The sequence below is a fragment of the Lysobacter sp. DMC97 genome (assembly GCF_056313745.1).
The window spans coordinates 88,118-111,819 of record NZ_JBQUZR010000002.1; the positions used below are offsets into that span (position 1 = coordinate 88,118).

Below are 23,702 nucleotides of genomic sequence, written 5' to 3' on the forward strand. Positions count from 1 at the left end.
AGAAGGAGCTCTTCGTGTCTGAAATATATGCCGGCATCATCGGAATCATCGTGGGATCAGTCTTTACGGCAATGGGATTCCTTTATAGGAGAAGGCTCGAAAATATAAGCAAGCTCAATGTCGCGCTTTTCAAGCTTATTGAGCTTTATCAGGCCATCAGGGCAGCTGCTCCGCCTGATCATTCGCAGTGGATAGACGTTTACTTCCGGGTGGCTCAAGAAGTTTTTCCGGAAGAACCAATCGAGGAGCACAAGGCTGCTTTTAAGAAAGAGATCATGCCTTTCATGAGAGAAGCTATTGCAAAATCAATCATAGAAGAAGATGGTGATTTGATAGAGGGGTATCGCTCGGCAATTCAAAGCATTGCGCCGATTGATCCTGTGATGGCCGCACGCCTAGACATGAACAGGCAAATCAAAAGAGCGCTTTCTGAAATCAAAAACTACAATCATCACGTCGTTACGATGATGAAAGGTAGGTTTTCAGACGAAGAGCTCTATTTTGCCGAGTTTGGAATTTCAATCGCGAATAAAGAGATTTTCGCCATCGCTTGTCAAGATCTAAGAAAAGATATCCTTGCGCTTTCTTTGAAATGCGGCCTGTGGTCTGCCTTTTTGATTTATAAAAGCATGAGAAAAAAAGCCGTTGGAATAGCGTATGGCGGCCTCGAAAATGAAATTAAAAATTATCTATTGGAGATCAAGAAAGAGTTGACAAAAAATCAACGAGGACTTTCTTTGTCTGAAACAAGACCGACTGAGTAAGAGCATCATGTTCCCGTGAATTTTGAGGGAATTTTCAACGATGCTTTTGCTCAACCTCCCAGCGTCTCGCCCCACGCACGCAGTGCTTCGATTACCGGCCACGCGGCGCGGCCGCGGTCGGTGAGGCGGTAGTCGACGCGCGGCGGGATCTCCGGATACACGGTACGTTCGATCACGCCGCCGTCTTCGAGGCGGCGCAGGTGGTCGGTCAGCGCCTTCGGGCTGACGCCGTGCAGGGCGGCGCGCAGTTCGCCGAAGCGGCGCGTGCCGTCGAACAGTTCGCGCAGGATCAGCAGCGTCCACTTGCCGTCGAGCACGTCGACGGCGCGTTCGATCGGACAACCTTTCAGGCCCATCTCGCCTCCGCGCGTGCAACGGCCATTGCTTCACTTCCGTATACCGGATTACCGGAAAGTGCGTTCTTCCGGGGCCGCATGCTGGCACCTATGCTGCGCGCCGACAACCGGAGCAGAGCCCATGCAGACCTTCGACAGACCCGGCGCGTTCGCGCGCGGCGTGACCGTCCTCATCCTGATCGTGCAGGCGACGCTCGGCGTCGTGTTCGTGCTGGCGCCGCAGGCCTTCGCGCATGCGCTGGGACTGCCGCCGGCGCCGGCCTGGACCGACTGGATGTTCGCGCAGTTCGGTGCGCGTGCATTGGGGTTCGCCTACGGCATGCGTCTGGCGTTGCGCGATCCGCGCGCGAACGCCGGCTGGCTGCGCGCGATGGTGCTGGTGCAGGCGATCGACTGGCTCGGCACGCTGGCGGCGCTGTCCGCGGGCAAGGTGACGTGGCTGCAGACGTCCACGGCGCCGTTCCTGCCGGTGCTGTTCATCGTCGTGCTGCTGCGCGAACTGCGGCGGCAGGCGGCGATGCCGGCCGCGCGCATCGAAGCCGCATGACGATGCCCGGACCGGCGCTGTTCGCGCGACTGCAGGCCGCGGCGTTCTACCGCGGCCTGCACGAGACCGCCGCCGATCTGGCCGGCGTCGCAAACGACGATCGCACGTGGCTGGACGTCGGCTGCGGCCCCGGCGTGTTCGCGCGCATCGCCGCGGCGCGCGGTTTCCGCGTGCGCGGCATCGATCGCGATCCCGGCATGATCGCGACGGCCGAACGCCTGGCCGCGATGCACGGCATGACGATCGAATTCGCCGTCTCCGATCTCGCCGACGAAGTCGCCGAGGGGCGCGGATACGACGTGGTGTCGGCGTCGTCGCTGGTGGTGGTCACGCCCGATCCGCACGCCACATTGCAGCGCCTGTTCTCGCTGACGCCGCCGGATGGCTGCGTCATCGTGATCGAGGTTGCGCCGGCGATGACCCGTGGCCGCGCACTGCGGCAGTGGCTGCGCGGCGGACTCGGGTCCGGCGGCGGGATGCTGCTGCTCTGGGCGATGGCGCGCAGCGGCCGCGCCTTGCCCGATGCGACCTTCGACGATCCGCGCTGGACTGCGACGCAACATCCCGCGCTCGGCGGGCTGGCGAAGGTGTGGGTGCTGGTGGCACGACATGGCCTGCGCGATGCGCCGGTGATCGGCTGATCGAGCTTCTCGTGCAGGAATGCGCGCATCGGGACTGAACCGGATTCCTTCGCGACCGGCGATGCCGCGGGTCGCGCGTTACGATCGTCGCTGCGGTTCGCCAAGACGCGGTCGCGTCCCGACACGTCAATGCAGCAGGAGGACACCCCCATGCCCGGTCTCGACAGTGCGTTCGTGCAATGCCCGTATTGCGGCGAGGAAATCGAGGTGCTGGTCGATGGTTCGGTCGACCAGCAGACCTATGTCGAGGATTGCAGCGTCTGCTGCCGGCCGATCGTGTTCACCGTCGCCGCCGAGGATGGCGAAGTGACGTTCGTCGAGGCGTGTGGCGAGGACGAGTGACGCCGGCTCGCAGACGCCGCGTCAGAACGGTCCGCGCGACGCGATGTCGTCGAACACGCGCTGCAGTTCCGCGAGCCGGTGGTCGTAGCTGCGGGTGAGGCAGGCGACGTCGGCGCCGCAACGGCGGCGCTGCTTCAGCCACGCGACCTGCGCGTCCTGCAGCGCACCGCGGCCGCCCATCGCCAGCAGGTGGCCTTCGAGTTCGAACATCGTCGCCATGCGCACGTCCGCGTCTTCCAGCGCGCGATGGCGGCAGATGGCTTTCTCGTCGGCGGCACGTGCCTTCGCGCAGTCGAAGCTGGCGGCGTGCGTGGCGACGGGTGCGAGGAAGACGAACGCGAGTGCGCAGAGACGGCGCATGGGCGACTCCGGAGCGATGAAGACGCGTCGAGTGTAGGTGCGACGTTGAAGTCGTGGATGAATGTGGCGCTTGGGTGGCGATGCGCACGACGCGCATCGCGATGTGCGCGATATCGCGGCCTGCTGCTTACTCGTCGTCCGGCGGCGGCGGCGTGACCGCTTCGGGATCGACCGCGAGCTTGCCGGCGATGAGTACCGCCTGGGTGCGGTTGCTGGCGCCGAGCTTGCGCAGGATCGCGGTCATGTGCGCCTTGATCGTGGCCTCGGACACGCCCAGCTCGTAGGCGATCTGCTTGTTGAGCAGGCCGTCGCCGAGCATCTGCAGCACGCGGAACTGCTGTGGCGTGAGTTCGCGCACGCGCGCGGCGGCGTCGTGTTCGTCCGCGCCGGCGGCCGGGGCCTTCAGCGCGGCGGCGGGCGCCCAGCGGTCGCCGGCCAGCACGGTGTCGATGGCCTCGCCCAGGGTCGTCGCGTCGGCCGACTTCGGCAGGAAGCCGACGGCACCGTGGTCCAGCGCGCGGCGCATCACCGGCGGCTCCTCGCGCGCGGACACCACCATCACCGGCAGCTGCGGGTAGTGCGCGCGCAGGTGCACCAGCGCGCTGAAGCCGTGCGCGCCGGGCATGTTCAGGTCGAGCAGCAGCAGGTCGGCGTCGGGTTCGCGTTCGACCAGCGCGTACAGCGCGTCGACGCTGTCGGCCTCGTGCAGGCGGGCGCCGGGCAGCGCGCGCGACACCGCGCCGCGCAGGGCTTCGCGGAACAGCGGGTGATCGTCGGCAACCAGAATCGTGGGCATGGCGGGCGGCACGGCGAGGATGGCGCGCCCAAGGTAACGCAGACCGGCGGCCGGCTCCAATGGCGGCCGCCGGTTCATCGGGGCGGCGTCACTTGACCAGCCGCTCCTCGACCAGCGACTTCACCACCGACGGGTCGGCCAGGGTCGAGGTGTCGCCGAGCTGGTCGGGCGCGTTTTCGGCGATCTTGCGCAGGATGCGGCGCATGATCTTGCCCGATCGCGTCTTGGGCAGGCCCGGCGCCCACTGCACGAAGTCGGGCGTGGCGATCGGCCCGATCTCCTTGCGCACGTGCGCCACCAGCGCCTTGCGCAGCTCCTCGGTCTGGGTTTCGCCGGCCACCAGCGTGACGTAGGCGTAGATGCCCTGGCCCTTGATGTCGTGCGGGAAGCCGACGACCGCGGCCTCGGCGACCTTCGGATGCGAGACCAGCGCGCTTTCGACCTCGGCGGTGCCGATGCGGTGGCCGCTGACGTTGATCACGTCGTCGACGCGGCCGGTGATCCAGTAGTAGCCGTCGCCGTCGCGGCGGCAGCCGTCGCCGGTGAAGTAGCTGCCCGGGTAGGTGCGGAAGTAGGTGTCGATGAAGCGCGGATGGTCGCCGTAGACCGTGCGCATCTGGCCCGGCCACGAATCCAGCAGAACGAGGTTGCCTTCGGTGGCGCCTTCCAGGTGTTCGCCGTTGGCGTCGACCAGCGCGGGGCGCACGCCCGGCAGCGGCAGCGTGGCGGAGCCGGGCTTGAGGTCGGTGGCGCCGGGCAGCGGCGAGATCAGGATGCCGCCGGTCTCGGTCTGCCACCATGTGTCGACGATCGGGCAGCGGCCGTCGCCGACGATGTCGTGGTACCAGCGCCAGGCCTCGGGATTGATCGGTTCGCCGACGCTGCCGAGCAGGCGGATCGACGCGCGCGAGGTCTTCTTCACCGGCGCCTCGCCTTCGCGCATCAGCGCGCGGATCGCGGTCGGTGCGGTGTAGAAGATCGTGACCTGGTGCTTGTCGACCACTTCCCAGAAGCGCGACACGCTGGGGTAGTTCGGCACGCCCTCGAACACGACCGAGGTCGCGCCGTTGGCCAGCGGACCGTAGGCGATGTAGCTGTGGCCGGTGACCCAGCCGACGTCGGCGGTGCACCAGTAGACGTCGTCCTCGCGCAGGTCGAACACCGACTCGTGCGTGAAGCTGGCCCACACCAGGTAGCCGCCGGTGGTGTGCAGCACGCCCTTGGGCTTGCCGGTGCTGCCGGAGGTGTAGAGGATGAACAGCGGGTCTTCCGCGTTCATGCGCTCGGGCTCGCACTCGGCGGGTTGTTCGTCGACCACGGCGTCGTACCAGCGGTCGCGCGGCATCTGCATCTCGACCGCGCCGCCGGTGTGGCGCAGCACCAGCACGGTGTCGACCGAATCGGTGCCGGCCATCTTCAGCGCGGCGTTGACGTTTTCCTTCAGCGGCACCGACTTGCCGCCGCGCAGGCCTTCGTCGGCGGTGATGACGATGCGGCTGCCGCAGTCGGCGATGCGATCGGCGATCGAATGCGGCGAGAAGCCGCCGAACACTACCGAGTGGATCGCGCCGATGCGTGCGCAGGCCTGCATCGCGACGACCGCTTCGGGAATCATCGGCAGGTAGATGGTGATGCGGTCGCCCTTCTTCGCGCCCAGCGCGCGCAGTGCGTTCGCGAGCTTGCACACGCGGGCGTGCAGTTCGCGGTAGGTGATGCGCTCGGCCGGCTTCGCCGGATCGTCGGGTTCGTAGATCAGCGCGACCTTGTCGCCGCGCGTGGCGAGGTGGCGATCGAGGCAGTTGACGCTGACGTTGAGCTCGCCGTCCTCGAACCAGCGGATGCGGAAGTCGTCGAGCGCGTAGCTCACGTTCTTCATCTTCGTCGGCGCGCGATACCAGTCGAGGCGCTGCGCGATGCGGCCCCAGTAACCTTCCGGATCGTCGATCGCGGCGGCGTAGTCGCGTGCGTAGTCTTCGCGTCCGATCCTGGCCTGCGCCGCGAACGCGGCGGGCACCGGATAGACGGACGGGGCGTTGTCGGTCTGCGACATGGCGTGTTCCTCCGCGGGGATGCAATGGGCACAGTGTGCCGCAAACCCGTTGTTTTGCAGTGCAACATGGCGTTTAGACCATGGTCGCAAAATGCCGGGAATGGCCGCGCGCTTCGACCAATGGCGAATAGGCGGGCCGGATGGCGGGGCACAGGCTGCGACCACTTCGCACCGTTACGTGCCCTCGGGAGGGGCCCGCCATGAACCATCGACTGCAATCCAGGAGGCCGTTGACGCTGTCGCTGATGGTCTGTCTGCTCGCGCCGGGGCTCGCCCTCGCGCAGGCATCCACGCCACGCGAACAGGCGCTCGAAGCGCGCGTCGCCGAGCTCGAGAAGATCGTGCAGCAGCTCGCTGCGCAGCAACAGGCACAGGCCGCGCAGACGGCCGCGCCCGCTGCCGCGCCCGCGGACAACAAGCCGAAGATCCAGAGCACGCCGATCATGCCGTCGGCCAACGCCGGCACGCGGTTCTCGTACGGTGGTTTCATCAAGCTCGACGCGATGATCACCAACACCAGCGACGGCGAGATCGCCGACGGCAGCGTGGGCCGCCTGTTCTACGTGCCGTCGACCATTCCGATCGGGGCGACCGGCGCCGATGAAGGCACCGACACCGACATGGGCGCGCAGCTGTCGCGTTTCTGGTTTGCGGGCGACACCGACCTCGAATCGGGCGACAAGCTCAAGGGCTACATCGAACTCGACATGTTCGGCGGCGGCAACATCACCGGCAACGAGGTGTCGACCAACACCTACGGCGTGAGCCTGCGCCAGGCCTACGTGAACTGGACGCGCCCGGACGGCAGCAGCGTGCTCGCCGGCCAGACGTGGTCGAACTTCCAGGACGTGGCCGCGCTGCCGGATGCGGTCGACTTCGTCGGCCCGACCGAAGGCACGATCTTCGTGCGCCAGGCCCAAGTGCGCTACACCAAGGGCGCGTGGTCGTTCTCGCTGGAGAATCCGGAAACCACGATCACGCCGTACCACAACGTCGGCGCGCGCATCAGCAGCGACGACAACAACATGCCCGACCTCACCGCGCGCTGGCAGAAGAAGGGCGACTGGGGCTACGTGTCGGTCGCGGGCATGGTCCGCCAGTTCGCCTACCAGAACCCGGCCGCGCACATCAACGACACCAGCACCGGTGGCGCACTGAGCGTGTCCGGCCGCTTCAACCTCGGCAAGAACGACGACATCCGCTACATGGCGACCTACGGCAAGGGCATCGGCCGCTACCTCGGCTTGGGCCTCGCCAGCGACACCGTGCTCGATGCGGGCGGCAGCCTGGAGGCGATCGACGGCTACGGCGGCTTCGCCGCCTGGCGCCACGCGTTCTCGCCGAAGCTGCGCAGCAACCTGTTCTACTCGGCCGCCGCCTTCGACAACGACACCGCGCTCACCGGCGTCGCGGTCACCAAGGGCGCCGAGTCGTTCCACGCCAACCTGATCTATTCGCCGATCCCGAAGCTCGACATCGGCGCCGAACTGATCTGGGGCCGCCGCACGCTGGAGAACGACCTCGACGGTGACCTCCAGCGCCTGCACACCCACGTGAAGTACAGCTTCTGACCGGAGAACGCACCATGTCCAGCACCACCGCACCAGGCGTTCCCGCGACGGGAGCGCTCACCGGCGCCCACAAGAAGGTCATCTTCGCCTCGAGTCTCGGGACGGTCTTCGAGTGGTACGACTTCTACCTCTACGGGTCGCTCGCCGCGCTCATCGGCAAGCACTTCTTCACCGGCCTCAACGACACCAGCCAGTTCATCTTCGCGCTGCTCGCCTTCGCGGCCGGCTTCGCGGTGCGTCCGTTCGGCGCGCTGGTGTTCGGCCGCCTCGGCGACATGATCGGCCGCAAGTACACGTTCCTGGTCACGATCGTGATCATGGGCCTGTCGACGTTCCTGGTCGGCGTGCTGCCGAGCTACGACACCATCGGCATCGCCGCGCCGGTCGCGCTGATCTCGCTGCGCCTGCTGCAGGGCCTCGCGCTCGGCGGCGAGTATGGCGGTGCCGCGACCTACGTCGCCGAGCACGCGCCGCACGGCAAGCGCGGCCTGTACACCAGCTTCATCCAGACCACCGCGACGCTGGGCTTGTTCCTGTCGCTGCTGGTGATCTGGGCCTGCCGCAACTACCTCGGCAAGGAAACCTTCGAGGACTGGGGCTGGCGCGTGCCGTTCATCGTGTCGGTGGCGCTGCTGGGCGTGTCGGTGTGGATCCGCATGCAGCTGCACGAGTCGCCGCTGTTCCAGCAGATGAAGGCCGAAGGCAAGCAGTCGAAGGCGCCGATCACCGAGAGCTTCTTCTCGCGCAACGGCAAGATCGCCCTGCTCGCGCTGCTCGGTGCCACCGCCGGCCAGGCCGTGGTCTGGTACACGGGCCAGTTCTACGCGCTGTTCTTCCTCACCAAGACGCTCAGCGTCGACCCGAACACGGCCGACATCCTGATCGCCATCGCACTGGCCATCGCCACCGGCGGCTTCGTCTTCTTCGGCTGGCTGTCGGACAAGATCGGCCGCAAGAAGATCATCATGGCCGGCTGCCTGATCGCCGCGGCGACCTACTTCCCGGTGTTCAAGGGCCTGATGCACGCCGCCAACCCGGCGCTGGAACAGGCCGTGGCCAGTGCCCCGGCGACGGTGAAGGCCGACCGCAGCCGCTGCGCGCTGCAGTTCGACCCGGTGGGCAAGAAGACCTTCAAGCAGTCGTGCGACATCATCACCTCGGCGCTGGCGAAGAAGGGCATCCCGTACACGATCGTCGACGGCCCGGCCGGCAGCGTCGCCGAGGTCAAGATCGGTGCCGCCACCCTGCCGAGCTTCGAAGGCGAGTCGCTGGACAAGGACACCTTCAAGGCGCAGTCCGACGCGTTCGGCAAGTCGCTGGGTGATGCGCTGAAGGCCGCCGGCTATCCGGCCAAGGCCGACGACGCGCAGATGAACAAGCCGATGGTGATCGCGCTGCTGACCTACCTCGTGCTGCTCGTGACGATGGTCTACGGCCCGATCGCGGCGTGGCTGGTGGAGCTGTTCCCCACCCGCATCCGCTACACCTCGATGTCGCTGCCGTACCACATCGGCAACGGCTGGTTCGGCGGGTTCCTGCCGTTCATCGCCTTCACGATCGTGGCGGCCACCGGCGACATCTTCAGCGGCCTGTGGTACCCGATCAGCATCGCGGTGATGACCGCCGTCATCGGCTCGCTGTTCCTGCGCGAGACCAAGGACGTCGACATCACCCAGTAACGCGATCCTGCCCGTCACCCGTGCAATGAAGACGCCGGCGCAAGCCGGCGTCTTCGTGTGTGCATGTGGATCGCGGCGTCACTCCGGCGATGGAAACAGCAACCGATTGATGACCAGCGTCTCGACCTCGCACTCGTTCGCCATCTCCTCGGTTTCGGACTCTTGTTCCTGCAATGCCAGCGCGTGCGCATCGGCCGCGTCGCGCTGCGCGTGCAGGATGACGAAACGGCGCACGCACTGGCCGAACCCTTCGTAATACGCGCTGACGAGATGCAGTTCCGTTTCCGGATGGCCCACGACTTCGATTTCGACGATGCGGACGTCGGTCGCCAGGTCCACTTCACGGTAGGCCTGCGCCCGCCACGGGTCGTTCTCGGCCGAGACGCCCTGGTAGCGGGCCTTTGCGATCTCGGCCGCCTCGCGCGAATCGAAGACACCGAGGCAGAGATTGGCGCCGGTGTAGGGAGAGATTTCCCGTTCGAGCAGATACATCGAGGATCTCTCGACGCTCAGGCCGCGGCCGCTTCCCGCTTCGGTGCCACCAGCCGCGAGGCAATGATGCCGACCTCGTACAGCAGGTACATCGGGATTGCCAGCATCAGCTGCGACACGGCATCCGGAGGCGTGATCACCGCGGCCACCACGACGATGCCGATCAGCGCGTAGCCGCGCCACTGCGACAGCTGCTGCGGCGTGACCAGGCCCAGCATCACCAGGATCACCAGCGCCACCGGCAGCTCGAAGCTCACGCCGAAGGCGAAGAACAGCACGATCACGAAGTCGAGGTACTTCACCGGGTCCGGCGTGATCTTGATGATGTCCGGCGCGAACGAGGTGAGGAACCGGAACGCGCCGCGCAGCACGACGAAATAGGCGAACGCGCAGCCGGCGTAGAACAGCAGCAGCGACGACACCAGGATCGGCAGCGCCATGCGCTTCTCGCTGCGGTACAGCCCCGGCGCCACGAACGCCCAGACCTGGTACAGCAGCCACGGCATGGTCGCGAACACGGCGATGAAGAAGTCCAGCTTCATCAGCGCCATGAACGAGGACATCACCTCGTACGAGTTCAGCGTGGCGCCCGCCGGCAGCACCGCCAGCATCGGGTGCGCCAGCCAGGTGAACAACGGCTTGGAGAACGGCACCAGCGCGAAGAACACCACCAGCACGGCCGCGAGCCCGCGGATCAGCCGGGCCCGCAGTTCGATGAGATGGCTGAGCAGGCTGCCCTCGGCGCCGCCGTCAGCGTCGGTCATCGTGCTCCCCGGCATCGTGTCCCCCGGTCACGGCGGCGGCGGGATCGGTCGCGGGCGCGGGCAGCGCCGCGTCGGGCGCCGGCACTTCGGCCGTGGCCTGGCGCAGCTGCGCCTGCATGGCTTCGAACTCGCGCCGGGCATCGTCGGTGGCGGCGCGCATGCCGGCGTCGAGGTCGCTCATGGTCTGCCGGGTGTCGTGCAGCGTCCGCTTGAGTTCCTCGGCCGCCAGTTCGCGTTCCAGCTCCGACTTCACCGAGTACCACTGCGCGCGGGCGCGGCGCACCCACAGCCCGGCGAAGCGCGCGGCCTTGGGCATGCGTTCGGGACCGAGCACCACGAGGGCGACGATCCCGATCACCACGAGTTCGGAGAAGCCGATGTCGAACATGACGGACGGCCGCGACGGCCGGGTCCTGCCGCCGGATCAGCGGGCGACGTGGTCGTCGTTGCGCTGGGCGTCGGCCGCGGGATCGCGCTGCGACTGGTCCTTCAGCTGCGCGGGCTTCTCGTCCTCGCCCTGCACACCCTTCTTGAATTCGTTGACGGCCTTGCCGAGGTCCTTGGCGCCGCTGGTCAGGCGCTTGGTGCCGAACACCAGCAGCACGATGACCAGAACGATGATCCAGTGCGTGAGGCTCATGCCGCCCATGGGAGTGCTCGCTGGAAGAGAAAGAACGGACGCGCAGGATACCGCATCGCCGCCGGCAGGCCCTGAATCCGGGTCCGCGGCGGCGGTGGACGGCGCTCAGGGCGTGGCCGGCAGGGCCTCGACCTTGGCGGGGTTCTGGATCGGCGTGCTCTGAATGGGCGTGCTCTCGATCGGCTTGCCTTCGACCGGCTGGAACGGTTGCGGCTGCGCCTGCGCGGTGGCGGCCGGTGCGGCGTCGGTCGCCGGTTCCGACGGCTGGCGCGCGGCGCGTGCGGCGTTGCTCGCCTGCAGCAGGCGCTCGCGGAAGCCGGAGACCGACGCCGACGGCGCCTGCGGGGCGCGGTCCTCGAAGATCATCCGCGGGGTGGTGTCCTGGCCGTAGACCGCCTCGTCGGCGGCATCGTCGATGCTCAGCACCGCGCCGTCGAGGGCGACGCCGGCGAACAGGCCGCGGGCGCGCGACCAGGACCAGATCTCGGCCTTCATCTGGCCGTCGGTCAGCGCCGCGGCCTGGCGGCCGACCGGGCCGGCGGCGACGCCGGCATCGGCGCCGAGGGTGAACTTGCCGTTGACGATGGAATCCAGCCCGCGCTGGCTGCGGAACACCAGCACCACGTCGGACGACTGCACGCCGACCTGCAGGCCGATGCTGCCGCCGGTGAGCTTCACGAACACCGGGTTCGACCAGTTGCCGTCGGCGGTCCGCATCGACAGCAGGCCGTGGCCGCGGCGACCGCCGACCACCAGCCCGGCCTTGATCGTGTCGGGCACGACGACAATGGCCTTGGCCTCGTCGAGCAGCCGGTCCGGGATGCCGGACTCCGGGATGGCCTGGATCTCGTCGAGCACGCGCACGGCGTTGTCGGCCTGGGCGTCCTCGCGGGGGCCGGCGTGCGCGGGTGCGGCCAGGGCGAGCGAGACGGCGAGGGACAGGGCAGCGAGGCGCGTGATCGACATGGGCGGGGAGTTCTCGGGCGGGGTGCGGCCGAGCGTAATGCGGGCGGCATGAACCGCGCCAGTCTCCGCTGACGGGCGCAGACGCAGCTGTCATCCTATGGCGATGACGACACCTGTTTCCGATGCCCTTGCCATGGAAGGTTCCGCGCCCGGAACCGCCGTCCTGCTGGTCAACCTCGGCACGCCCGACGCGCCCACCGCGCCGGCGGTGCGCCGCTACCTGGCCGAATTCCTGCACGACCATCGCGTGGTGTCGCTGAGCCGCTGGCTGTGGTGCCCGCTGCTGCACTTCATCATCCTGCCCGTCCGCGGCCCGAAGGTCGCGCACAAGTACGCCGAGATCTGGATGGACGGCGGTTCGCCGCTGGCTGTGCACACCGCCGCGCTGGCCGACGCCATGCAGGCGCGGCTGCCCGACCTGCGCGTGGCCTGGGCGATGCGCTACGGCAGGCCGGCGATGGCCGACGTGGTCGCCGCCCTGCGCGCCGAGGGCGTGCGCCGCGTCGTGGTGCTGCCGCTGTATCCGCAGTACTCGACCACGACCACGGCGTCGGTGGAGGATGTGGTCGCGCGTCTTGCCCGCGAGGCCCGCGACGCGATGACCTTCCGGACCATCGCCGACTACCACGTCGATCCGGCCTGGGTGGCGGCGGTCGCCGGCTCGATCCGCGAGCACTGGGCCGAACACGGCCGCGCCGATCGCCTGCTGTTCTCGTTCCACGGCATCCCGCAGCGGCTGGCCGACGCCGGCGATCCGTATCCGGTGCACTGCCGCGCCGGCACCGACGCGATCGTCTCCGCGCTGGCCGCCGATGCCGGCTTCGACCCCGCGCAGGCGGTGCAGACCTTCCAGTCGCGCTTCGGCCGCGAGCCGTGGCTGCAGCCCTACACCGACGAGACGCTGAAGGCGCTGGCGGCGCAGGGCGTGAAGACGATCGACGTGGTCTGCCCGGGGTTCGCGGTCGACTGCCTGGAAACGCTGGAGGAAATCTCGCTGCAGAACGCGGCCCTGTTCCGCGCGGCCGGCGGCGAGGCGCTGCGCTACATCCCCTGTCTCAACGCCTCCGACGCGCACGCCGATGCGCTGGCGGCCCTGGCACGACGCACGCTGGAGGCGACCGACCGATGAACGAGTCCATGCACGACACCCCGATGTCCGCCACCCCCCTGCGCGATTTCCGGCTGGAGACCGTCCGCGGCCGCTTCGCCGGCCTGCGCAACGACCACGACGGCGGCCCGCGGCTGCTGGCGCTGCACGGCTGGCTGGACAACGCCGCCAGCTTCGTCCCGATGGCGCCGCATCTGGCCGCCTACGATCTGGTGGCGCTGGATCTGCCCGGCTGCGGTCGCAGCTTCCATTACCCGGCGCACGCCGAGTACAGCCTGTTCAGCACGCTGCTGGACATCCTGGCGGCGGCCGATGCGCTGGGCTGGGAGCGGTTCTCGGTGCTGGGGCATTCGATGGGCGGCGCGATCGCCAGCCTGCTCGGGACCGTCGCGCCCGAGCGCGTCGAGCGCCTGTATCTGATCGAAGCGCTGGGGCCGCTGTCCGGCGGCGAGGACACTACCGCCGAGCGCCTGCGCGATGCGGTGGCCAAGCGGCGCGCGCTGGACGGCAAGCGCAAGCGGGCGTTCGAGGACGTCGGCCTGGCGGTGCAGGTGCGGATGCAGAACAACATCACCGAGATGGACGAGGCTTCGGCGCGCCTGCTGGTGGAACGCGGCATCGACGTGGTCCCCGGCGGCCACGAATGGAGCAGCGACGCGCGCCTGACCGCACCCACCGCGTTGCGGATGACCGAGCCGCAGATCCGCGACTGCCTGCGCGCGATCGCCTGTCCGGTGCGGCTGGTGGTCGCCGATCCGTCGCCGCCGTATTTCCCGCCGGGCCTGCGTGAAAGCCGGCTCGCCTGCGTCGCGGACATCCGCTGCACGTCGATCGCCGGCAGCCATCACCTGCACATGACCCATCCGGCCGAGGTGGTGGCGGCGCTGGGGTTGTGAGACGCCGCATCACTGGTCGCAGGATGCTTCGACTGCCGGCTCGGTAGAGCGGCCTTCAGGCCGCTGCTCTGGACGTTCTCAAGAAAGGCAGCGGCCTGAAGGCCGCTCTACCGAAAGCGGATCCGATCCGAAGCTGTCTCAGCGCACCAGCGCCAGCAGCTGCGCCTTCAGCGCGCGGCCGTGTTCGCGGAACCAGTCGCGCTGTTCGCGCCAGCCCGGGAAGCGCGCCTCGACCTCGGCCCAGTAGGCCGGCGAGTGGTCGTGGTGGATCAGGTGGCACAGCTCGTGCACCAGCACGTACTCGAACGCCTCCGGCGGCGCCAGCACCAGCGACAGGTCCAGTGACACCGTGCCGTCGGGTGCCAGCGAGCCCCACTGCGAACTCATGATCTTGAACTGCACGCGACGCGGCTCGCGCGCCACGGTCGGCAGCCAGCGCGGCAGCCAGCGGCCGACGTCGGCGCGGGCCTCGGCCTCGTAGAAATCGCGCAGCGCGCGATGCAGCGCGGCATCGCCGGCGCGCGCGGCGACGTGGAACACCAGCGCGTCGTCCTCGCGGCGCACCGCGGTGAACCGGCCCGGGGCCCAGCGCAGCGGCACCGCGGCGCCGCGCAGCGGCAGGGCCGTGGTTTCGTCGCGGCGCAGCGCGATGTGGCCGATGCCGTGCAGGCGCGCGAGCTGCGCGTCCAGCCATTCGCCGTGTTCGGCCAGGAAGCGGTCCGCGGCGCCGAGGCTGGCGCGCTCGGGCACGGTCAGGCGCACGCCGCGTTCGCTCACCGACAGCTTGATCCGGCGCGCGCGCGGATCGCGCACGCGCAGCACGTCGACGGCGCGACCGTCCTCGAAGCGGAACGGCACGACATCGCGCTGCTGCGTGCGGGCGGCACGCGCAGGCGCACGTGCGGGGGAAGCGTCGTCCCGCCATCGGAATCGGAAAGGCATTGCGACATGCTACCCGCAGCGTCGTGCGCTGCGGAAGGGGACGAACGTCGGAGGCGTCGATCGGCCTCGATGATCGGCCTCGTCGCGCGTCGACGCGCCTCGACGTGCCTCAGTCGGCCTTCGAGAGTTTCAGCACCGGTTCGAGGGTGAGGAACAGCCGGCGCACTTCGGCGCTGAACAGGGCGAAGCGCGCGTCGAGTTCGGCGCGCAGGTCGTCGCGCTCGGTGGATTCGAGCTGGTCGACGGCGCCGTCGAGGAACTTCAGCTTGCGCACGATCAGGTCTTCGCCCAGCACGAAACCGAGATGGTCGTCGAGGGTCAGCGCCAGGCGTGTGACCTGCTTCCCGGCTTCCAGATGCTTGGCGATTTCGTCGCACTGCAGCTCCTGGTGCTGGCATTTGACGATCGCGCCGTGGTCGACCGGATCGCGCAGTTCGCATTCGTCGCCCAGCGACAGGCCCGCGGGCAGCGGGTCGCCGGCGATCCAGCCGGTGAGGATCGAACGCGGCGCGACTTCGGCGTTCAGCGGCAGCGCCGGGAAGCTACCCAGCGCCTGGCGCACGTCGGACACCACCGCCTCGCCGCTCTTGCGCGAAGAGGTGTCGATGGCGATGAAGCCGTTGGCGAGATCGATCAGGGCGTCGGTGCGGCCGGGCTTCACGAACGCGCGCGGCAGCAGTTCGTGGACGAGGTCTTCCTTCAGCCGCTTGCGCGCGCGGCCGCCGAGGCGGCGGCCTTCCTTCTCCTCGATCTCCGCCAGCTTCTTCTGCAGCAGGTCGTTGACCACCGAGCCCGGGAGGATCTTGTCCTCGCTGCCGGCGGCCAGCCACAGCGCGTCGCCGATGCGATGCGACAGTGCTTCCTCGTTGCGGCCGAACGGCGAGATGAAGCCGCGCGAGGACAGTTCCAGCGCGCCGACCGGCTTGAGCGCGCATTCGACGAGGCCGGCGTCGAGGTCGTCGACGTTCAGCGAGGCGGGGAAACGGAAGAACGTGAGGTTGCGGAAGAACATCGGGAATCCGGAAAGAGTGGGGGTCGTGTCGTCCCGCGGCCGGATGGCTTCGGGATTCGCTGCGGGAAAACGGGAAGGACGCAGCGGGTCCCTCGCTGTGCCCGGGAGGACACCCTCAGGGCATCGCGGTGTCGCCGGGCCCCTCGTTCGCGTCGGTGTCGCTCGCGCCCCCCAGCCACGCATGCGCATCCGGCAGCGCGCCGTCGCCGCGCTTGCCCAGCGCGAGGAAGTCGAACAGCTTCGGATCGCTGAGCTGCGAGGGGCGGATGTCGCCCAGCGCGCGGGCGATCTGCTCGATGCGGCCGGGCGTCTCGCGTTCCCAGGCGTCGAGCATCTTCTTCACCTGCTTGCGCTGTAGGTTCTCCTGCGAGCCGCAGAGGTTGCAGGGGATGATCGGGAACTGCCTGGCTTCGGCGTAGGCGGCGATGTCGTCCTCGCGGGCGTAGGCCAGCGGGCGGATCACCACGTGCTTGCCGTCGTCGCTCAGCAGTTTCGGCGGCATGCCGCTGATCTTCGAGTGGAAGAACAGGTTGAGGAAGAACGTCGCCACGAGGTCATCGCGGTGGTGGCCGAGCGCGATCTTGGTGAAGCCCTGCTCTTCGGCGAAGGTGTACAGCGCGCCGCGGCGCAGCCGCGAGCACAGCGAGCACATGGTCTTGCCCTCGGGCACCACGCGGGTGACGACCGAGTAGGTGTCCTGTTCGAGGATGCGGTAGTCGACGCCGATGGACGCCAGGTAGTCCGGCAGCACGTGCTCGGGAAAACCCGGCTGCTTCTGGTCGAGGTTCACCGCGGTGATCGAGAACGACACCGGCGCCTTCTTCTGCAGCTGCAGCAGGATGTCGAGCAGCGTGTAGCTGTCCTTGCCGCCCGACAGGCACACCATGACCTTGTCGCCGTCCTCGATCATGCCGAAGTCGGCGATCGCGCGGCCGACCTGGTGGCGCAGGCGCTTGGCGAGCTTGTTGGCCTCGTGCGCGACGCGGCGCGAGGCCGGCGGCAAGGGGTCCGGCAGGGGCAGGGTCGTGTTCATGCGAAGGCACAGCGTGGGCCGCGCATTCTAGCCCCGAAGCGATGACGGATCGGGCAGGGCGCAGGCCGGGCCGCGCAGGCTGCAACCTCCGTCCTGCCTGCGGGCAGTCGTAACGCATTGATTCCAATGGACGAAGGCGGTTGGCACGCGATGTGCAGTCATCACCCTGCCGATGTAATGCGTCGGCATTCCCCCGCAATGGAGTTCGCAACATGCCGCACAACCGCATGCCTTCCGTTTCGAAGCTGGCCCTGATCGCGCTGCCGTTCGCGTTGGCGCTGTCCGCGCCGCTGGCGATCGCACACGGCACGGCCGGCGACCAGGCCAAGGCCGACGCTTCGGCGTCCGAGCAGCCGGTCACCGACAGCTGGATCACCACCAAGGTGAAGGCCGATCTGCTGGTGACCGAAGAGACCAAGGGCCTCGACATCAACGTCAGCACGCAGAACGGCGTGGTCACGCTGGCCGGCCGTCTCGACAGCAAGGCCCAGGTCGACAAGGCCACCGCGATCGCCCGCGCCATCAAGGGCGTGAAGTCGGTCGACACCACCACGCTGACGGTCAAGCCGCACGGCTGATCGACCGCGGCGTTCCACCCCGGCATGCCGATTCCTGTCCCGGTCGCCGGCACCCCGCGCAGGACGCCCGCGTCCACGCGGTTCCCCCGCAACACCTTTCTCCAATCCCCCGAGGAGTGACGCAATGAACACCGACATCATCAAGGGCAAGTGGAAGCAGCTCAACGGCCGCATCAAGCAGCAGTGGGGCAAGCTCACCGACGACGATCTGACCGTGGCCGAAGGCGGCCGCGAATACCTCGCCGGCAAGGTCCAGGAGCGCTACGGCGTGACCAAGGACGTCGCCGAGCAGCAGGTGAAGGACTTCGAGAAGCACCTGCACTGATCCCCGGCCTGTCCCCCGCCGCCCGCACCCTGCCGGTGCGGGCCGGCGCTTCTCCCGCACTCCCGGCGCCTCCGTCCCCGCCGGGAGGGCGCGTCTCCCCACATCGTGATCGCCTCTCCCGCCCCGGATGCCCGGGGTCTTCGCCGCTCCGCGTCTCCCCGCGCGGGGCGGCTTCTTTCTCCGGCATGGGCAGGGACGCCGCCTTGCGCAATGCACGATGCCGTCGTCGTGCAGCATGCGAAACGCACGGTCCAAGGACTGCGCGGCCATTGGAATCAATCGGTTACAAGGTGGCATGCCCTTTGCACGACGGATCCCGTACCGCGCGAACGGTCGCGCGGCGATCCAAGGAGCGTCCATGCCTGCCGCCGTCACCACCCCCGCCCGCCCGCTGCCCATGTCCCCCGTCGCCATCCTCGGCAGCAGCCTGCCGCCGGCGGTCGGCGCCGATATAGTGGGATCGTCCTCCGCCGATGCCCGCGCCGTGCCGAAGTCCGACACCAAGCCCGCCGGTCGCATCCTCGCGATCGACGACGACAGCCGCCAGCTCCAGAACTTCTCGATGGCGCTGAGTCGCCACGGCTACAGCGTGGAGACCGCCGACAGCCTGGCCGAAGGCTTGCGCCTGGCCGCGACCCGGCCGTTCCAGGTCTGCCTGCTCGACCACAACATCGGCTACGACTCGGGTATCGACGCGCTGCCGCGCCTCGCCGAGCTGGCGCCGCAGATGCGCGTGGTGATGGTGACCGCCAACGCCGGCGTCGAGGACGCGGTGCGCGCGATCTCGCTGGGCGCGGCCGACTACCTGGTCAAGCCGTGCTCGCCCGAACAGCTGCGGATCGCGGTCGCGCGCCAGATCGACACCCGGCGCATGCTCGACCGCATCGACACCCTCGAGCGCGAAGTCGGGCGGACGCTGCCGGACGAGTTCGCCAGCCGCAGTCCCGCGATGCAGGCCGCCATCGACATGGCCCTGCAGGTCGCGCGCACCGACGCCAACCTGCTGATCCTGGGCGAGAGCGGCACCGGCAAGGGCGTGCTCGCGCGCGCCGTGCACCGCGCCAGCGGCCGTGCCGCGGCCGAGTTCGTGACCGTCAACTGCCCGTCGCTGTCGGCGGAGCTGATGGAGAGCGAGCTGTTCGGCCACTCCAAGGGCTCGTTCACCGGCGCGGTGCAGAGCACCGTCGGCCGCATCACCCACGCCGACGGCGGCACGGTGTTCCTGGACGAGATCGGCGACTTCCCGCAGGCGCTGCAGCCCAAGCTGCTGCGCTTCATCCAGGACAAGGAATACGAGCGCGTCGGCGACCCCGCCACGCGCAAGGCCGACGTGCGCATCGTCGCCGCGACCAACCGCGACCTCGAGGCGATGGTCCGCGACAACCAGTTCCGGCTGGACCTGCTGTACCGGCTCAACGTCATCAGCATCACCCTGCCGCCGCTGCGCGAACGCCAGGAAGACCTCGAAGACCTGGCCAACGGCTTCGTCCGCCGCTACGCCGCCGACTACGGCCTGCCGGCGCGCCGGCTGTCCGCGCCGGCGCTGTCCAAGCTGCGCACCTACGCCTGGCCGGGCAACGTGCGCGAACTGCAGAACATGATGGAACGCGCGGTGATCCTCGCCCGTGGCGAGGAGATCGGCGCCGACCTGCTGGCGCTGGGTAGCGGCCAGCGCGCGGACGTGCAGCCCGGCGCACTGATGTCCCTGCAGGAACTGGAACGCCTGCACATCGAACGCATTCTCGCGGTCAGCGACAGTCTGGACGCGGCGGCGCGCACTCTCGGCATCGACGCCTCCACCCTGTACCGCAAGCGGAAGCTCTACGGCTTCTGATCCCGCGCGCGCATGGCCGGCCCGGGCCTTCCAAGCCCGGGCCTTTCGCGTCCCTGCCGCGCCATCGCAACACTTGGGCTGTTCCGCATGACCGATTCCCGTGACACGCCTTCCGAGGATTTCGCCGCCACGCCGCTGGGCGAGGGGCTGAGCCTCGTCGCCTGGATCCTCCTGCTGGTCGCGCTCGGCGCCGGTGCCGGCGTCCTGTTCGCGCCGGACGACTGGTACGACGCGCTGCTGAAGCCGACCTTCAATCCGCCCTCGTGGCTGTTCGGGCCGGTGTGGACGGCGCTGTATGCGCTGATGGCCGTGGCACTGTGGCTGGTCCGCCGTCATCGTGATGCCGACGATCGCACGCTGCGGCGTCGCGCCACGCAGCTGTTCGCGGTCCAGTTCGTGCTCAACCTGGTGTGGACGCCGCTGTTCTTCGGCCTGCACAGCGCGGGGCTGGCGTTCCTCGACATCTGCCTGCTGTGGCTGGCGCTGCTGTCCACCACGCTGGCCTTCGGTCGCGTGCGTCCGCTGGCAGGCTACCTGTTGCTGCCGTACATGCTGTGGGTGTCGTTCGCGCTCGTGCTGAACGGTACCATCTGGCTGATGAACGCCTGAGTCGCCGCGCCGGCGGAGTTCCGGCATACGCCACATCACGGGCCCAGCGCCGATGCCGCTCTCCCGCGTCAGCCAGTTCCGCAATCGCGCCAACATCGGACTGCTCGCCCTGGCCTTCGGGGTGATCCTGGTCACCTCGTTCGTGTCGGTGAAATCGATCGACGAACTGCGCACGTCGATCTCGTGGATCAGCCACACCGTGCAGGTCAAGGACCGCCTCGCCGTGCTGCAGAACGCGATGGGCGGGATGGAAGCCGACGGCCTGCGCTACATGATCGTCGGCGACGACGGACACCTCGACGGCATGCGCCGGCATCTCGACGAGATCCGCACCAACATCCGCCAGTTGAAGACGATGACCACCGACAATCCGGCGCACCAGCGTGCGCTGGCCGGGCTGGCCGACGACCACGCCCTGCTGGTGCAGCGCGCCGAGGCTTCGGTCGCGATCAAGCGTGCCGACATGCGCAAGGGCGACGCGCTGGCGGCGATCCGCCGCCTCCGCGACGGCAAGGGCGAGGCCATCGTCGACCGCATGCGCGCCCGGATCGAGGAAATGGCGGCGCAGGAGAACCGGCTGCTGGCGCTGCGCCGCATCGAGCGCGATTCGCTGGTGAAGCAGACCAACGCCACGCTGCTGATCGCCAACGGCCTGGCGCTGTTCGCGGGCCTGCTGGGCTTCTTCGCGCTGCGCCGCGCCCAGCGCGAGGCCGAGAACACGCTGCTGGTCGAGCTGCATGCCGCGCAGGCGCGCCGCGCCAGCGAAGAGAAGAGCGCGTTCCTCGCCAGCATGAGCCACGAGATCCGCACGCCGATGAACGCGATCTTCGGCTTCGCGCAGTTGCTCGCCGACCAGCTGCGCGAGCCGCTGCACCGCGAGTGGGTGGCGTCGATCCGCAAGAGCGGGCAGATGCTGCTGGCGCTGATCAACGACGTGCTGGACCTGTCGAAGATCGAGGCCGGCAAGCTGCAGCTCAATCCGCAGGGCACGGACATCGCCGAACTGACTGGCGAGATCGTCGCGCTGTTCGAGCCGATGGCCGAGGCCAAGCGCCTCGTCCTGCGCAGCGAGATCGACGAGACCGAGCTGGTGCCGGTGGCGATCGACGCGCACCGCGTGCGCCAGATCCTGATGAACCTGATCAGCAACGCGGTGAAGTACACCGAGCGCGGCGAAGTGGTGGTGTCGGTGGCCATGCGGCCCGCGCCGCTGGGCGACGGCCGCGACCTGCGGCTGACGGTGCGCGACACCGGCACCGGCATCGCGGCGGACGCGCAGGCGCAGATCTTCGAGCCGTTCTTCCAGGCCGACAGCCCCGACGGCCGGCATCGCCAGGGCACCGGCCTGGGCCTGAGCATCACCCGCCGCCTCGTCGACCTGATGCACGGCAACATCCAGCTCAGCAGCCGGATCGGCGAAGGCACGACCTTCCAGGTCATGCTGCCCGACCTGTCGCCGGCGATCCCGGTGGCCGCGACCGGCGCCGGCGACGGCGACGAGCGCGCGGACTTCGATCGCCTGCCGCCGCTGCGCATCCTGATCGTCGACGACGTCGAGTGGAACATCGAAGTCGCCCGCGGCTACCTGCACGGCAGCCGCCATGTCGTCGCGGTGGCGCGCGACGGCGAACAGGCGGTGGCGATGGGGCGCAGCTTCCGTCCCGACGCGGTGATGATGGACCTGCGCATGCCGCGCATGAACGGCTATCGCGCGACCGAGGCGATCCGCGAACATCCCGCCTTGAGGCAGGTGCGGGTGATCGCGGTCACCGCGTCCAGCCTGGTCGACGAACACGGCGTGCACGCGGTGTCCTTCGACGGCTACATCCGCAAGCCGTATGCGCCGACCGAACTGCTGAACGTGCTGCTGTCGTTGTTCGGCGAAGCCGCGAGCGCGGAGACCGAGGTCGATGCGGCCGCCCCGGGCGGCGGCGGCGCGCAGGGCGGCGCGACGCGCGACGTCGCGCTGGCCGAATGGCAGGCGATCCGCGCGATGTCGCTGGACGCGCTGCGGCGGCGCATGCGCATCCGCGAGATCGGCGAATTCTCGAAGCGGCTCGATGTCCTCGCCGAAGAGATCGGCGATGCCATGCTCGTCGAGGAAGCGCGGCGCCTGCACCTGGCCGTCCAGCGCTTCGACGCCCACCAGATGAAGGCGGTGCTCGACCGCCTGGCCGGCGACGCCGGCGAGATCGCACAGGAGACACCCGAAGATGCCCAATAGATTCCAGTCGCCCGTCGCGCTGCCGGTGGTGATGGTGGTGGACGACCAGAGCGCGAACGTGCAGGTGGTCGGCCAGTTGCTGACCCATGCCGACTACGACGTGGTGCCGGTGTTCGACGGCCGCGAGGCGCTGGCGCTGGCCGAACGCAGCCCGCCCGATCTCGTGCTGCTGGACATGCGCATGCCCGGCATGGACGGCTTCGCGGTGCTCGAAGGCCTGCAGGCGCTGCCGCAGACGCGCGACGTGCCCGTGGTGTTCCTCACCGCCGACCACGAACGCGACAGCCTGGTGCGCGCGTTCTCCTCCGGTGCCGTCGACTACATCACCAAGCCGTTCATCGCCGAGGAACTGCTGGCGCGGGTGCGCACGCACCTCGACCTCAAGCGTTCGCGCGAACGCCTCGCGCGCGTCGCCGAGGAGCGCCAGCGCATGGCCGAGATCGTCAGCCACGACCTGCGCAACCACTTCGGCAACATCCTGTTCTCGGCAGACATGCTGCGCGAGGACGACCTGCCCGAGGACGCGCGCCGCGCGCTGGCGTCGTCGATCCGCGAATCCGCCGATGCCGGCGTGCTGTTCCTGCAGGCGTTCCTCGAACAGCAGCATGACCAGAGCCACGGTGTGCCGGTCAAGCCGATGCCGGCCACCGAGCTGGCCGGACGCGCGATGCATCTGTTCGAGGCGCAGGCCGCGCGCAAGCGCATCGCGCTGCACCTCGCGCCGTCGGAAGATCCCGAACTGCAGGTGCTGGCCGAAGAGGCCGGCGCCGGGCACGTGCTGCAGAACCTGCTGTCCAACGCCATCAAGTACGCGCCGCACGACAGCGAGATCGTGATGTCGGTGGCCCGGCGCGGCAAGTTCGGCGCACTGGCGGTGCACGATCGCGGCCCCGGCATTTCCGAGCAGGATCGCGAGAACCTGTTCAAGCGGTTCGTGCGGCTGTCGTCGATCCCCACCGGCGGCGAGAGTGCGACGGGGCTGGGTCTCGCGCTGGCGAAGCAGCGCGCGCGGATGATGGGCGGCGACCTGTGGTACGAGGACCGTCCCGGCGGCGGCGCGACGTTCGTGTTCGAACTCGCGCTGGCCTGAGCCGCGCGCCGTGCCCGTCGTCGTCGCTGCGGCGATGCGGCGTCGACAACGCCCCGCGTGATGCGATCGCGCGGGGCGTTGCG

Annotated in this window: 26 protein-coding genes; 14 read left to right on the forward strand and 12 right to left on the reverse strand. The window is 68.6% G+C overall.

Annotated features, from left to right (window positions below; all coding sequences use genetic code 11):
* The first annotated feature begins 14 nt into the window (after positions 1-14).
* The gene (locus tag ACT53Q_RS03415) at positions 15-764 is read left to right on the forward strand and encodes a hypothetical protein (RefSeq protein WP_476185255.1); all 750 of its coding nucleotides are present in this window, start codon (positions 15-17) and stop codon (positions 762-764) included.
* A 50-nt stretch (positions 765-814) separates the two neighbouring features.
* Here ACT53Q_RS03415 and ACT53Q_RS03420 read toward each other — a convergent pair whose 3' ends face one another.
* On the reverse strand, positions 815-1,120 hold the full coding sequence (locus tag ACT53Q_RS03420) for a winged helix-turn-helix transcriptional regulator (protein ID WP_476185256.1): 306 nt from the start codon (positions 1,118-1,120) through the stop codon (positions 815-817).
* Between the two features lie 121 nt (positions 1,121-1,241).
* Here ACT53Q_RS03420 and ACT53Q_RS03425 point away from each other — a divergent pair, with 121 nt between their 5' ends.
* From ACT53Q_RS03425 to ACT53Q_RS03435, 3 genes are all read left to right on the forward strand, one after another.
* Positions 1,242-1,667, forward strand: a complete 426-nt coding sequence (locus ACT53Q_RS03425; RefSeq protein WP_476185257.1) for a hypothetical protein — start codon at positions 1,242-1,244, stop codon at positions 1,665-1,667.
* Positions 1,664-2,308, forward strand: coding sequence for a class I SAM-dependent methyltransferase (locus ACT53Q_RS03430; protein WP_476185258.1), 645 nt, complete (start codon positions 1,664-1,666; stop codon positions 2,306-2,308). The genes ACT53Q_RS03425 and ACT53Q_RS03430 overlap by 4 nt, the downstream gene beginning before the upstream one ends.
* Positions 2,309-2,458: 150 nt before the next feature.
* Positions 2,459-2,650 (forward strand): CPXCG motif-containing cysteine-rich protein, encoded by a 192-nt coding sequence (locus ACT53Q_RS03435; RefSeq protein WP_476185259.1) that lies wholly within the window; start codon positions 2,459-2,461, stop codon positions 2,648-2,650.
* A gap of 21 nt (positions 2,651-2,671) precedes the next feature.
* Here ACT53Q_RS03435 and ACT53Q_RS03440 read toward each other — a convergent pair whose 3' ends face one another.
* The 3 genes from ACT53Q_RS03440 to acs all read right to left on the reverse strand — a co-directional run bounded on the left by ACT53Q_RS03440 (position 2,672) and on the right by acs (position 5,856).
* Positions 2,672-3,010: a lysozyme inhibitor LprI family protein gene (locus ACT53Q_RS03440; protein ID WP_476185260.1), complete on the reverse strand. Its 339-nt coding sequence runs from the start codon at positions 3,008-3,010 to the stop codon at positions 2,672-2,674.
* A 127-nt stretch (positions 3,011-3,137) separates the two neighbouring features.
* Positions 3,138-3,806 carry a response regulator transcription factor gene (locus ACT53Q_RS03445; RefSeq protein WP_476185261.1) on the reverse strand — a complete coding sequence of 223 codons (669 nt, stop codon included), beginning with the start codon at positions 3,804-3,806 and terminating at the stop codon, positions 3,138-3,140.
* Between the two features lie 88 nt (positions 3,807-3,894).
* The gene (acs, locus tag ACT53Q_RS03450; RefSeq protein ID WP_476185262.1) at positions 3,895-5,856 is read right to left on the reverse strand and encodes an acetate--CoA ligase; all 1,962 of its coding nucleotides are present in this window, start codon (positions 5,854-5,856) and stop codon (positions 3,895-3,897) included.
* A 200-nt stretch (positions 5,857-6,056) separates the two neighbouring features.
* Between acs and ACT53Q_RS03455 the strand changes: the two genes are divergently transcribed.
* On the forward strand, positions 6,057-7,427 hold the full coding sequence (locus ACT53Q_RS03455) for a DcaP family trimeric outer membrane transporter (protein ID WP_476185263.1): 1,371 nt from the start codon (positions 6,057-6,059) through the stop codon (positions 7,425-7,427).
* 14 nt (positions 7,428-7,441) lie between these two features.
* The gene (locus ACT53Q_RS03460; protein WP_476185264.1) at positions 7,442-9,106 is read left to right on the forward strand and encodes an MFS transporter; all 1,665 of its coding nucleotides are present in this window, start codon (positions 7,442-7,444) and stop codon (positions 9,104-9,106) included.
* A 78-nt stretch (positions 9,107-9,184) separates the two neighbouring features.
* Here the strand turns inward: ACT53Q_RS03460 and ACT53Q_RS03465 are convergent, their stop codons facing one another.
* The 5 genes from ACT53Q_RS03465 to ACT53Q_RS03485 all read right to left on the reverse strand — a co-directional run bounded on the left by ACT53Q_RS03465 (position 9,185) and on the right by ACT53Q_RS03485 (position 11,962).
* On the reverse strand, positions 9,185-9,598 hold the full coding sequence (locus ACT53Q_RS03465) for a hypothetical protein (protein WP_476185265.1): 414 nt from the start codon (positions 9,596-9,598) through the stop codon (positions 9,185-9,187).
* Between the two features lie 17 nt (positions 9,599-9,615).
* Positions 9,616-10,362 carry a twin-arginine translocase subunit TatC gene (tatC, locus tag ACT53Q_RS03470; protein WP_476185266.1) on the reverse strand — a complete coding sequence of 249 codons (747 nt, stop codon included), beginning with the start codon at positions 10,360-10,362 and terminating at the stop codon, positions 9,616-9,618.
* A complete protein-coding gene (gene tatB, locus ACT53Q_RS03475; protein WP_476185267.1) occupies positions 10,349-10,750 on the reverse strand; it encodes a Sec-independent protein translocase protein TatB in 402 nt (133 codons plus the stop codon). The genes tatC and tatB overlap by 14 nt, the downstream gene beginning before the upstream one ends.
* A gap of 36 nt (positions 10,751-10,786) precedes the next feature.
* Positions 10,787-11,011 carry a twin-arginine translocase TatA/TatE family subunit gene (tatA, locus tag ACT53Q_RS03480; protein WP_476185268.1) on the reverse strand — a complete coding sequence of 75 codons (225 nt, stop codon included), beginning with the start codon at positions 11,009-11,011 and terminating at the stop codon, positions 10,787-10,789.
* Between the two features lie 96 nt (positions 11,012-11,107).
* Positions 11,108-11,962, reverse strand: a complete 855-nt coding sequence (locus tag ACT53Q_RS03485) for a lipid-binding SYLF domain-containing protein (RefSeq protein ID WP_476185775.1) — start codon at positions 11,960-11,962, stop codon at positions 11,108-11,110.
* A gap of 139 nt (positions 11,963-12,101) precedes the next feature.
* On the opposite strand from ACT53Q_RS03485, the gene hemH reads away from it, so the two are divergent.
* Entirely contained in the window at positions 12,102-13,097 is a 996-nt protein-coding gene (hemH, locus tag ACT53Q_RS03490) for a ferrochelatase (RefSeq protein WP_476185269.1), read from the forward strand.
* Between the two features lie 23 nt (positions 13,098-13,120).
* Positions 13,121-13,972 carry an alpha/beta fold hydrolase gene (locus ACT53Q_RS03495; RefSeq protein ID WP_476185270.1) on the forward strand — a complete coding sequence of 284 codons (852 nt, stop codon included), beginning with the start codon at positions 13,121-13,123 and terminating at the stop codon, positions 13,970-13,972.
* Between the two features lie 138 nt (positions 13,973-14,110).
* On the opposite strand, the gene ACT53Q_RS03500 is transcribed toward ACT53Q_RS03495, so the two are convergent.
* From ACT53Q_RS03500 to ttcA, 3 genes are all read right to left on the reverse strand, one after another.
* Positions 14,111-14,914, reverse strand: coding sequence for a M48 family metallopeptidase (locus ACT53Q_RS03500; protein WP_476185271.1), 804 nt, complete (start codon positions 14,912-14,914; stop codon positions 14,111-14,113).
* Between the two features lie 109 nt (positions 14,915-15,023).
* Positions 15,024-15,926 carry a recombination-associated protein RdgC gene (locus ACT53Q_RS03505; RefSeq protein WP_476185272.1) on the reverse strand — a complete coding sequence of 301 codons (903 nt, stop codon included), beginning with the start codon at positions 15,924-15,926 and terminating at the stop codon, positions 15,024-15,026.
* Between the two features lie 115 nt (positions 15,927-16,041).
* A complete protein-coding gene (ttcA, locus tag ACT53Q_RS03510; protein ID WP_476185273.1) occupies positions 16,042-16,959 on the reverse strand; it encodes a tRNA 2-thiocytidine(32) synthetase TtcA in 918 nt (305 codons plus the stop codon).
* 227 nt (positions 16,960-17,186) lie between these two features.
* On the opposite strand from ttcA, the gene ACT53Q_RS03515 reads away from it, so the two are divergent.
* The 6 genes from ACT53Q_RS03515 (at position 17,187) to ACT53Q_RS03540 (ending at position 23,619) form a co-directional block, all read left to right on the forward strand.
* Positions 17,187-17,537: a BON domain-containing protein gene (locus ACT53Q_RS03515; protein ID WP_476185274.1), complete on the forward strand. Its 351-nt coding sequence runs from the start codon at positions 17,187-17,189 to the stop codon at positions 17,535-17,537.
* A gap of 124 nt (positions 17,538-17,661) precedes the next feature.
* Entirely contained in the window at positions 17,662-17,862 is a 201-nt protein-coding gene (locus tag ACT53Q_RS03520) for a CsbD family protein (protein WP_476185275.1), read from the forward strand.
* A 358-nt stretch (positions 17,863-18,220) separates the two neighbouring features.
* Positions 18,221-19,696: a sigma-54-dependent transcriptional regulator gene (locus tag ACT53Q_RS03525; RefSeq protein ID WP_476185276.1), complete on the forward strand. Its 1,476-nt coding sequence runs from the start codon at positions 18,221-18,223 to the stop codon at positions 19,694-19,696.
* A gap of 87 nt (positions 19,697-19,783) precedes the next feature.
* Positions 19,784-20,305, forward strand: coding sequence for a TspO/MBR family protein (locus ACT53Q_RS03530; protein WP_476185277.1), 522 nt, complete (start codon positions 19,784-19,786; stop codon positions 20,303-20,305).
* A 52-nt stretch (positions 20,306-20,357) separates the two neighbouring features.
* A complete protein-coding gene (locus ACT53Q_RS03535) occupies positions 20,358-22,529 on the forward strand; it encodes an ATP-binding protein (protein ID WP_476185278.1) in 2,172 nt (723 codons plus the stop codon).
* Positions 22,519-23,619, forward strand: coding sequence for a hybrid sensor histidine kinase/response regulator (locus tag ACT53Q_RS03540; protein ID WP_476185279.1), 1,101 nt, complete (start codon positions 22,519-22,521; stop codon positions 23,617-23,619). Before ACT53Q_RS03535 ends, ACT53Q_RS03540 begins: the two co-directional genes overlap by 11 nt.
* The last annotated feature ends 83 nt before the right edge of the window (positions 23,620-23,702 follow it).

Excerpts from the sequence above, each read along its gene's own strand:
- ACT53Q_RS03420 (WP_476185256.1), bottom strand. The coding sequence starts at position 1,120 with ATGGGCCTGAAAGGTTGTCCGATCGAACGCGCCGTCGACGTGCTCGAC.
- ACT53Q_RS03425 (WP_476185257.1), top strand. The coding sequence starts at position 1,242 with ATGCAGACCTTCGACAGACCCGGCGCGTTCGCGCGCGGCGTGACCGTC.
- ACT53Q_RS03430 (WP_476185258.1), top strand. The coding sequence starts at position 1,664 with ATGACGATGCCCGGACCGGCGCTGTTCGCGCGACTGCAGGCCGCGGCG.
- ACT53Q_RS03435 (WP_476185259.1), top strand. The coding sequence starts at position 2,459 with ATGCCCGGTCTCGACAGTGCGTTCGTGCAATGCCCGTATTGCGGCGAG.
- ACT53Q_RS03440 (WP_476185260.1), bottom strand. The coding sequence starts at position 3,010 with ATGCGCCGTCTCTGCGCACTCGCGTTCGTCTTCCTCGCACCCGTCGCC.
- ACT53Q_RS03445 (WP_476185261.1), bottom strand. The coding sequence starts at position 3,806 with ATGCCCACGATTCTGGTTGCCGACGATCACCCGCTGTTCCGCGAAGCC.
- acs (WP_476185262.1), bottom strand. The coding sequence starts at position 5,856 with ATGTCGCAGACCGACAACGCCCCGTCCGTCTATCCGGTGCCCGCCGCG.
- ACT53Q_RS03455 (WP_476185263.1), top strand. The coding sequence starts at position 6,057 with ATGAACCATCGACTGCAATCCAGGAGGCCGTTGACGCTGTCGCTGATG.
- ACT53Q_RS03460 (WP_476185264.1), top strand. The coding sequence starts at position 7,442 with ATGTCCAGCACCACCGCACCAGGCGTTCCCGCGACGGGAGCGCTCACC.
- ACT53Q_RS03465 (WP_476185265.1), bottom strand. The coding sequence starts at position 9,598 with ATGTATCTGCTCGAACGGGAAATCTCTCCCTACACCGGCGCCAATCTC.
- tatC (WP_476185266.1), bottom strand. The coding sequence starts at position 10,362 with ATGACCGACGCTGACGGCGGCGCCGAGGGCAGCCTGCTCAGCCATCTC.
- tatB (WP_476185267.1), bottom strand. The coding sequence starts at position 10,750 with ATGTTCGACATCGGCTTCTCCGAACTCGTGGTGATCGGGATCGTCGCC.
- tatA (WP_476185268.1), bottom strand. The coding sequence starts at position 11,011 with ATGGGCGGCATGAGCCTCACGCACTGGATCATCGTTCTGGTCATCGTG.
- hemH (WP_476185269.1), top strand. The coding sequence starts at position 12,102 with ATGGAAGGTTCCGCGCCCGGAACCGCCGTCCTGCTGGTCAACCTCGGC.
- ACT53Q_RS03495 (WP_476185270.1), top strand. The coding sequence starts at position 13,121 with ATGTCCGCCACCCCCCTGCGCGATTTCCGGCTGGAGACCGTCCGCGGC.
- ACT53Q_RS03500 (WP_476185271.1), bottom strand. The coding sequence starts at position 14,914 with ATGCCTTTCCGATTCCGATGGCGGGACGACGCTTCCCCCGCACGTGCG.
- ACT53Q_RS03505 (WP_476185272.1), bottom strand. The coding sequence starts at position 15,926 with ATGTTCTTCCGCAACCTCACGTTCTTCCGTTTCCCCGCCTCGCTGAAC.
- ttcA (WP_476185273.1), bottom strand. The coding sequence starts at position 16,959 with ATGAACACGACCCTGCCCCTGCCGGACCCCTTGCCGCCGGCCTCGCGC.
- ACT53Q_RS03515 (WP_476185274.1), top strand. The coding sequence starts at position 17,187 with ATGCCTTCCGTTTCGAAGCTGGCCCTGATCGCGCTGCCGTTCGCGTTG.
- ACT53Q_RS03520 (WP_476185275.1), top strand. The coding sequence starts at position 17,662 with ATGAACACCGACATCATCAAGGGCAAGTGGAAGCAGCTCAACGGCCGC.
- ACT53Q_RS03525 (WP_476185276.1), top strand. The coding sequence starts at position 18,221 with ATGCCTGCCGCCGTCACCACCCCCGCCCGCCCGCTGCCCATGTCCCCC.
- ACT53Q_RS03530 (WP_476185277.1), top strand. The coding sequence starts at position 19,784 with ATGACCGATTCCCGTGACACGCCTTCCGAGGATTTCGCCGCCACGCCG.
- ACT53Q_RS03535 (WP_476185278.1), top strand. The coding sequence starts at position 20,358 with ATGCCGCTCTCCCGCGTCAGCCAGTTCCGCAATCGCGCCAACATCGGA.
- ACT53Q_RS03540 (WP_476185279.1), top strand. The coding sequence starts at position 22,519 with ATGCCCAATAGATTCCAGTCGCCCGTCGCGCTGCCGGTGGTGATGGTG.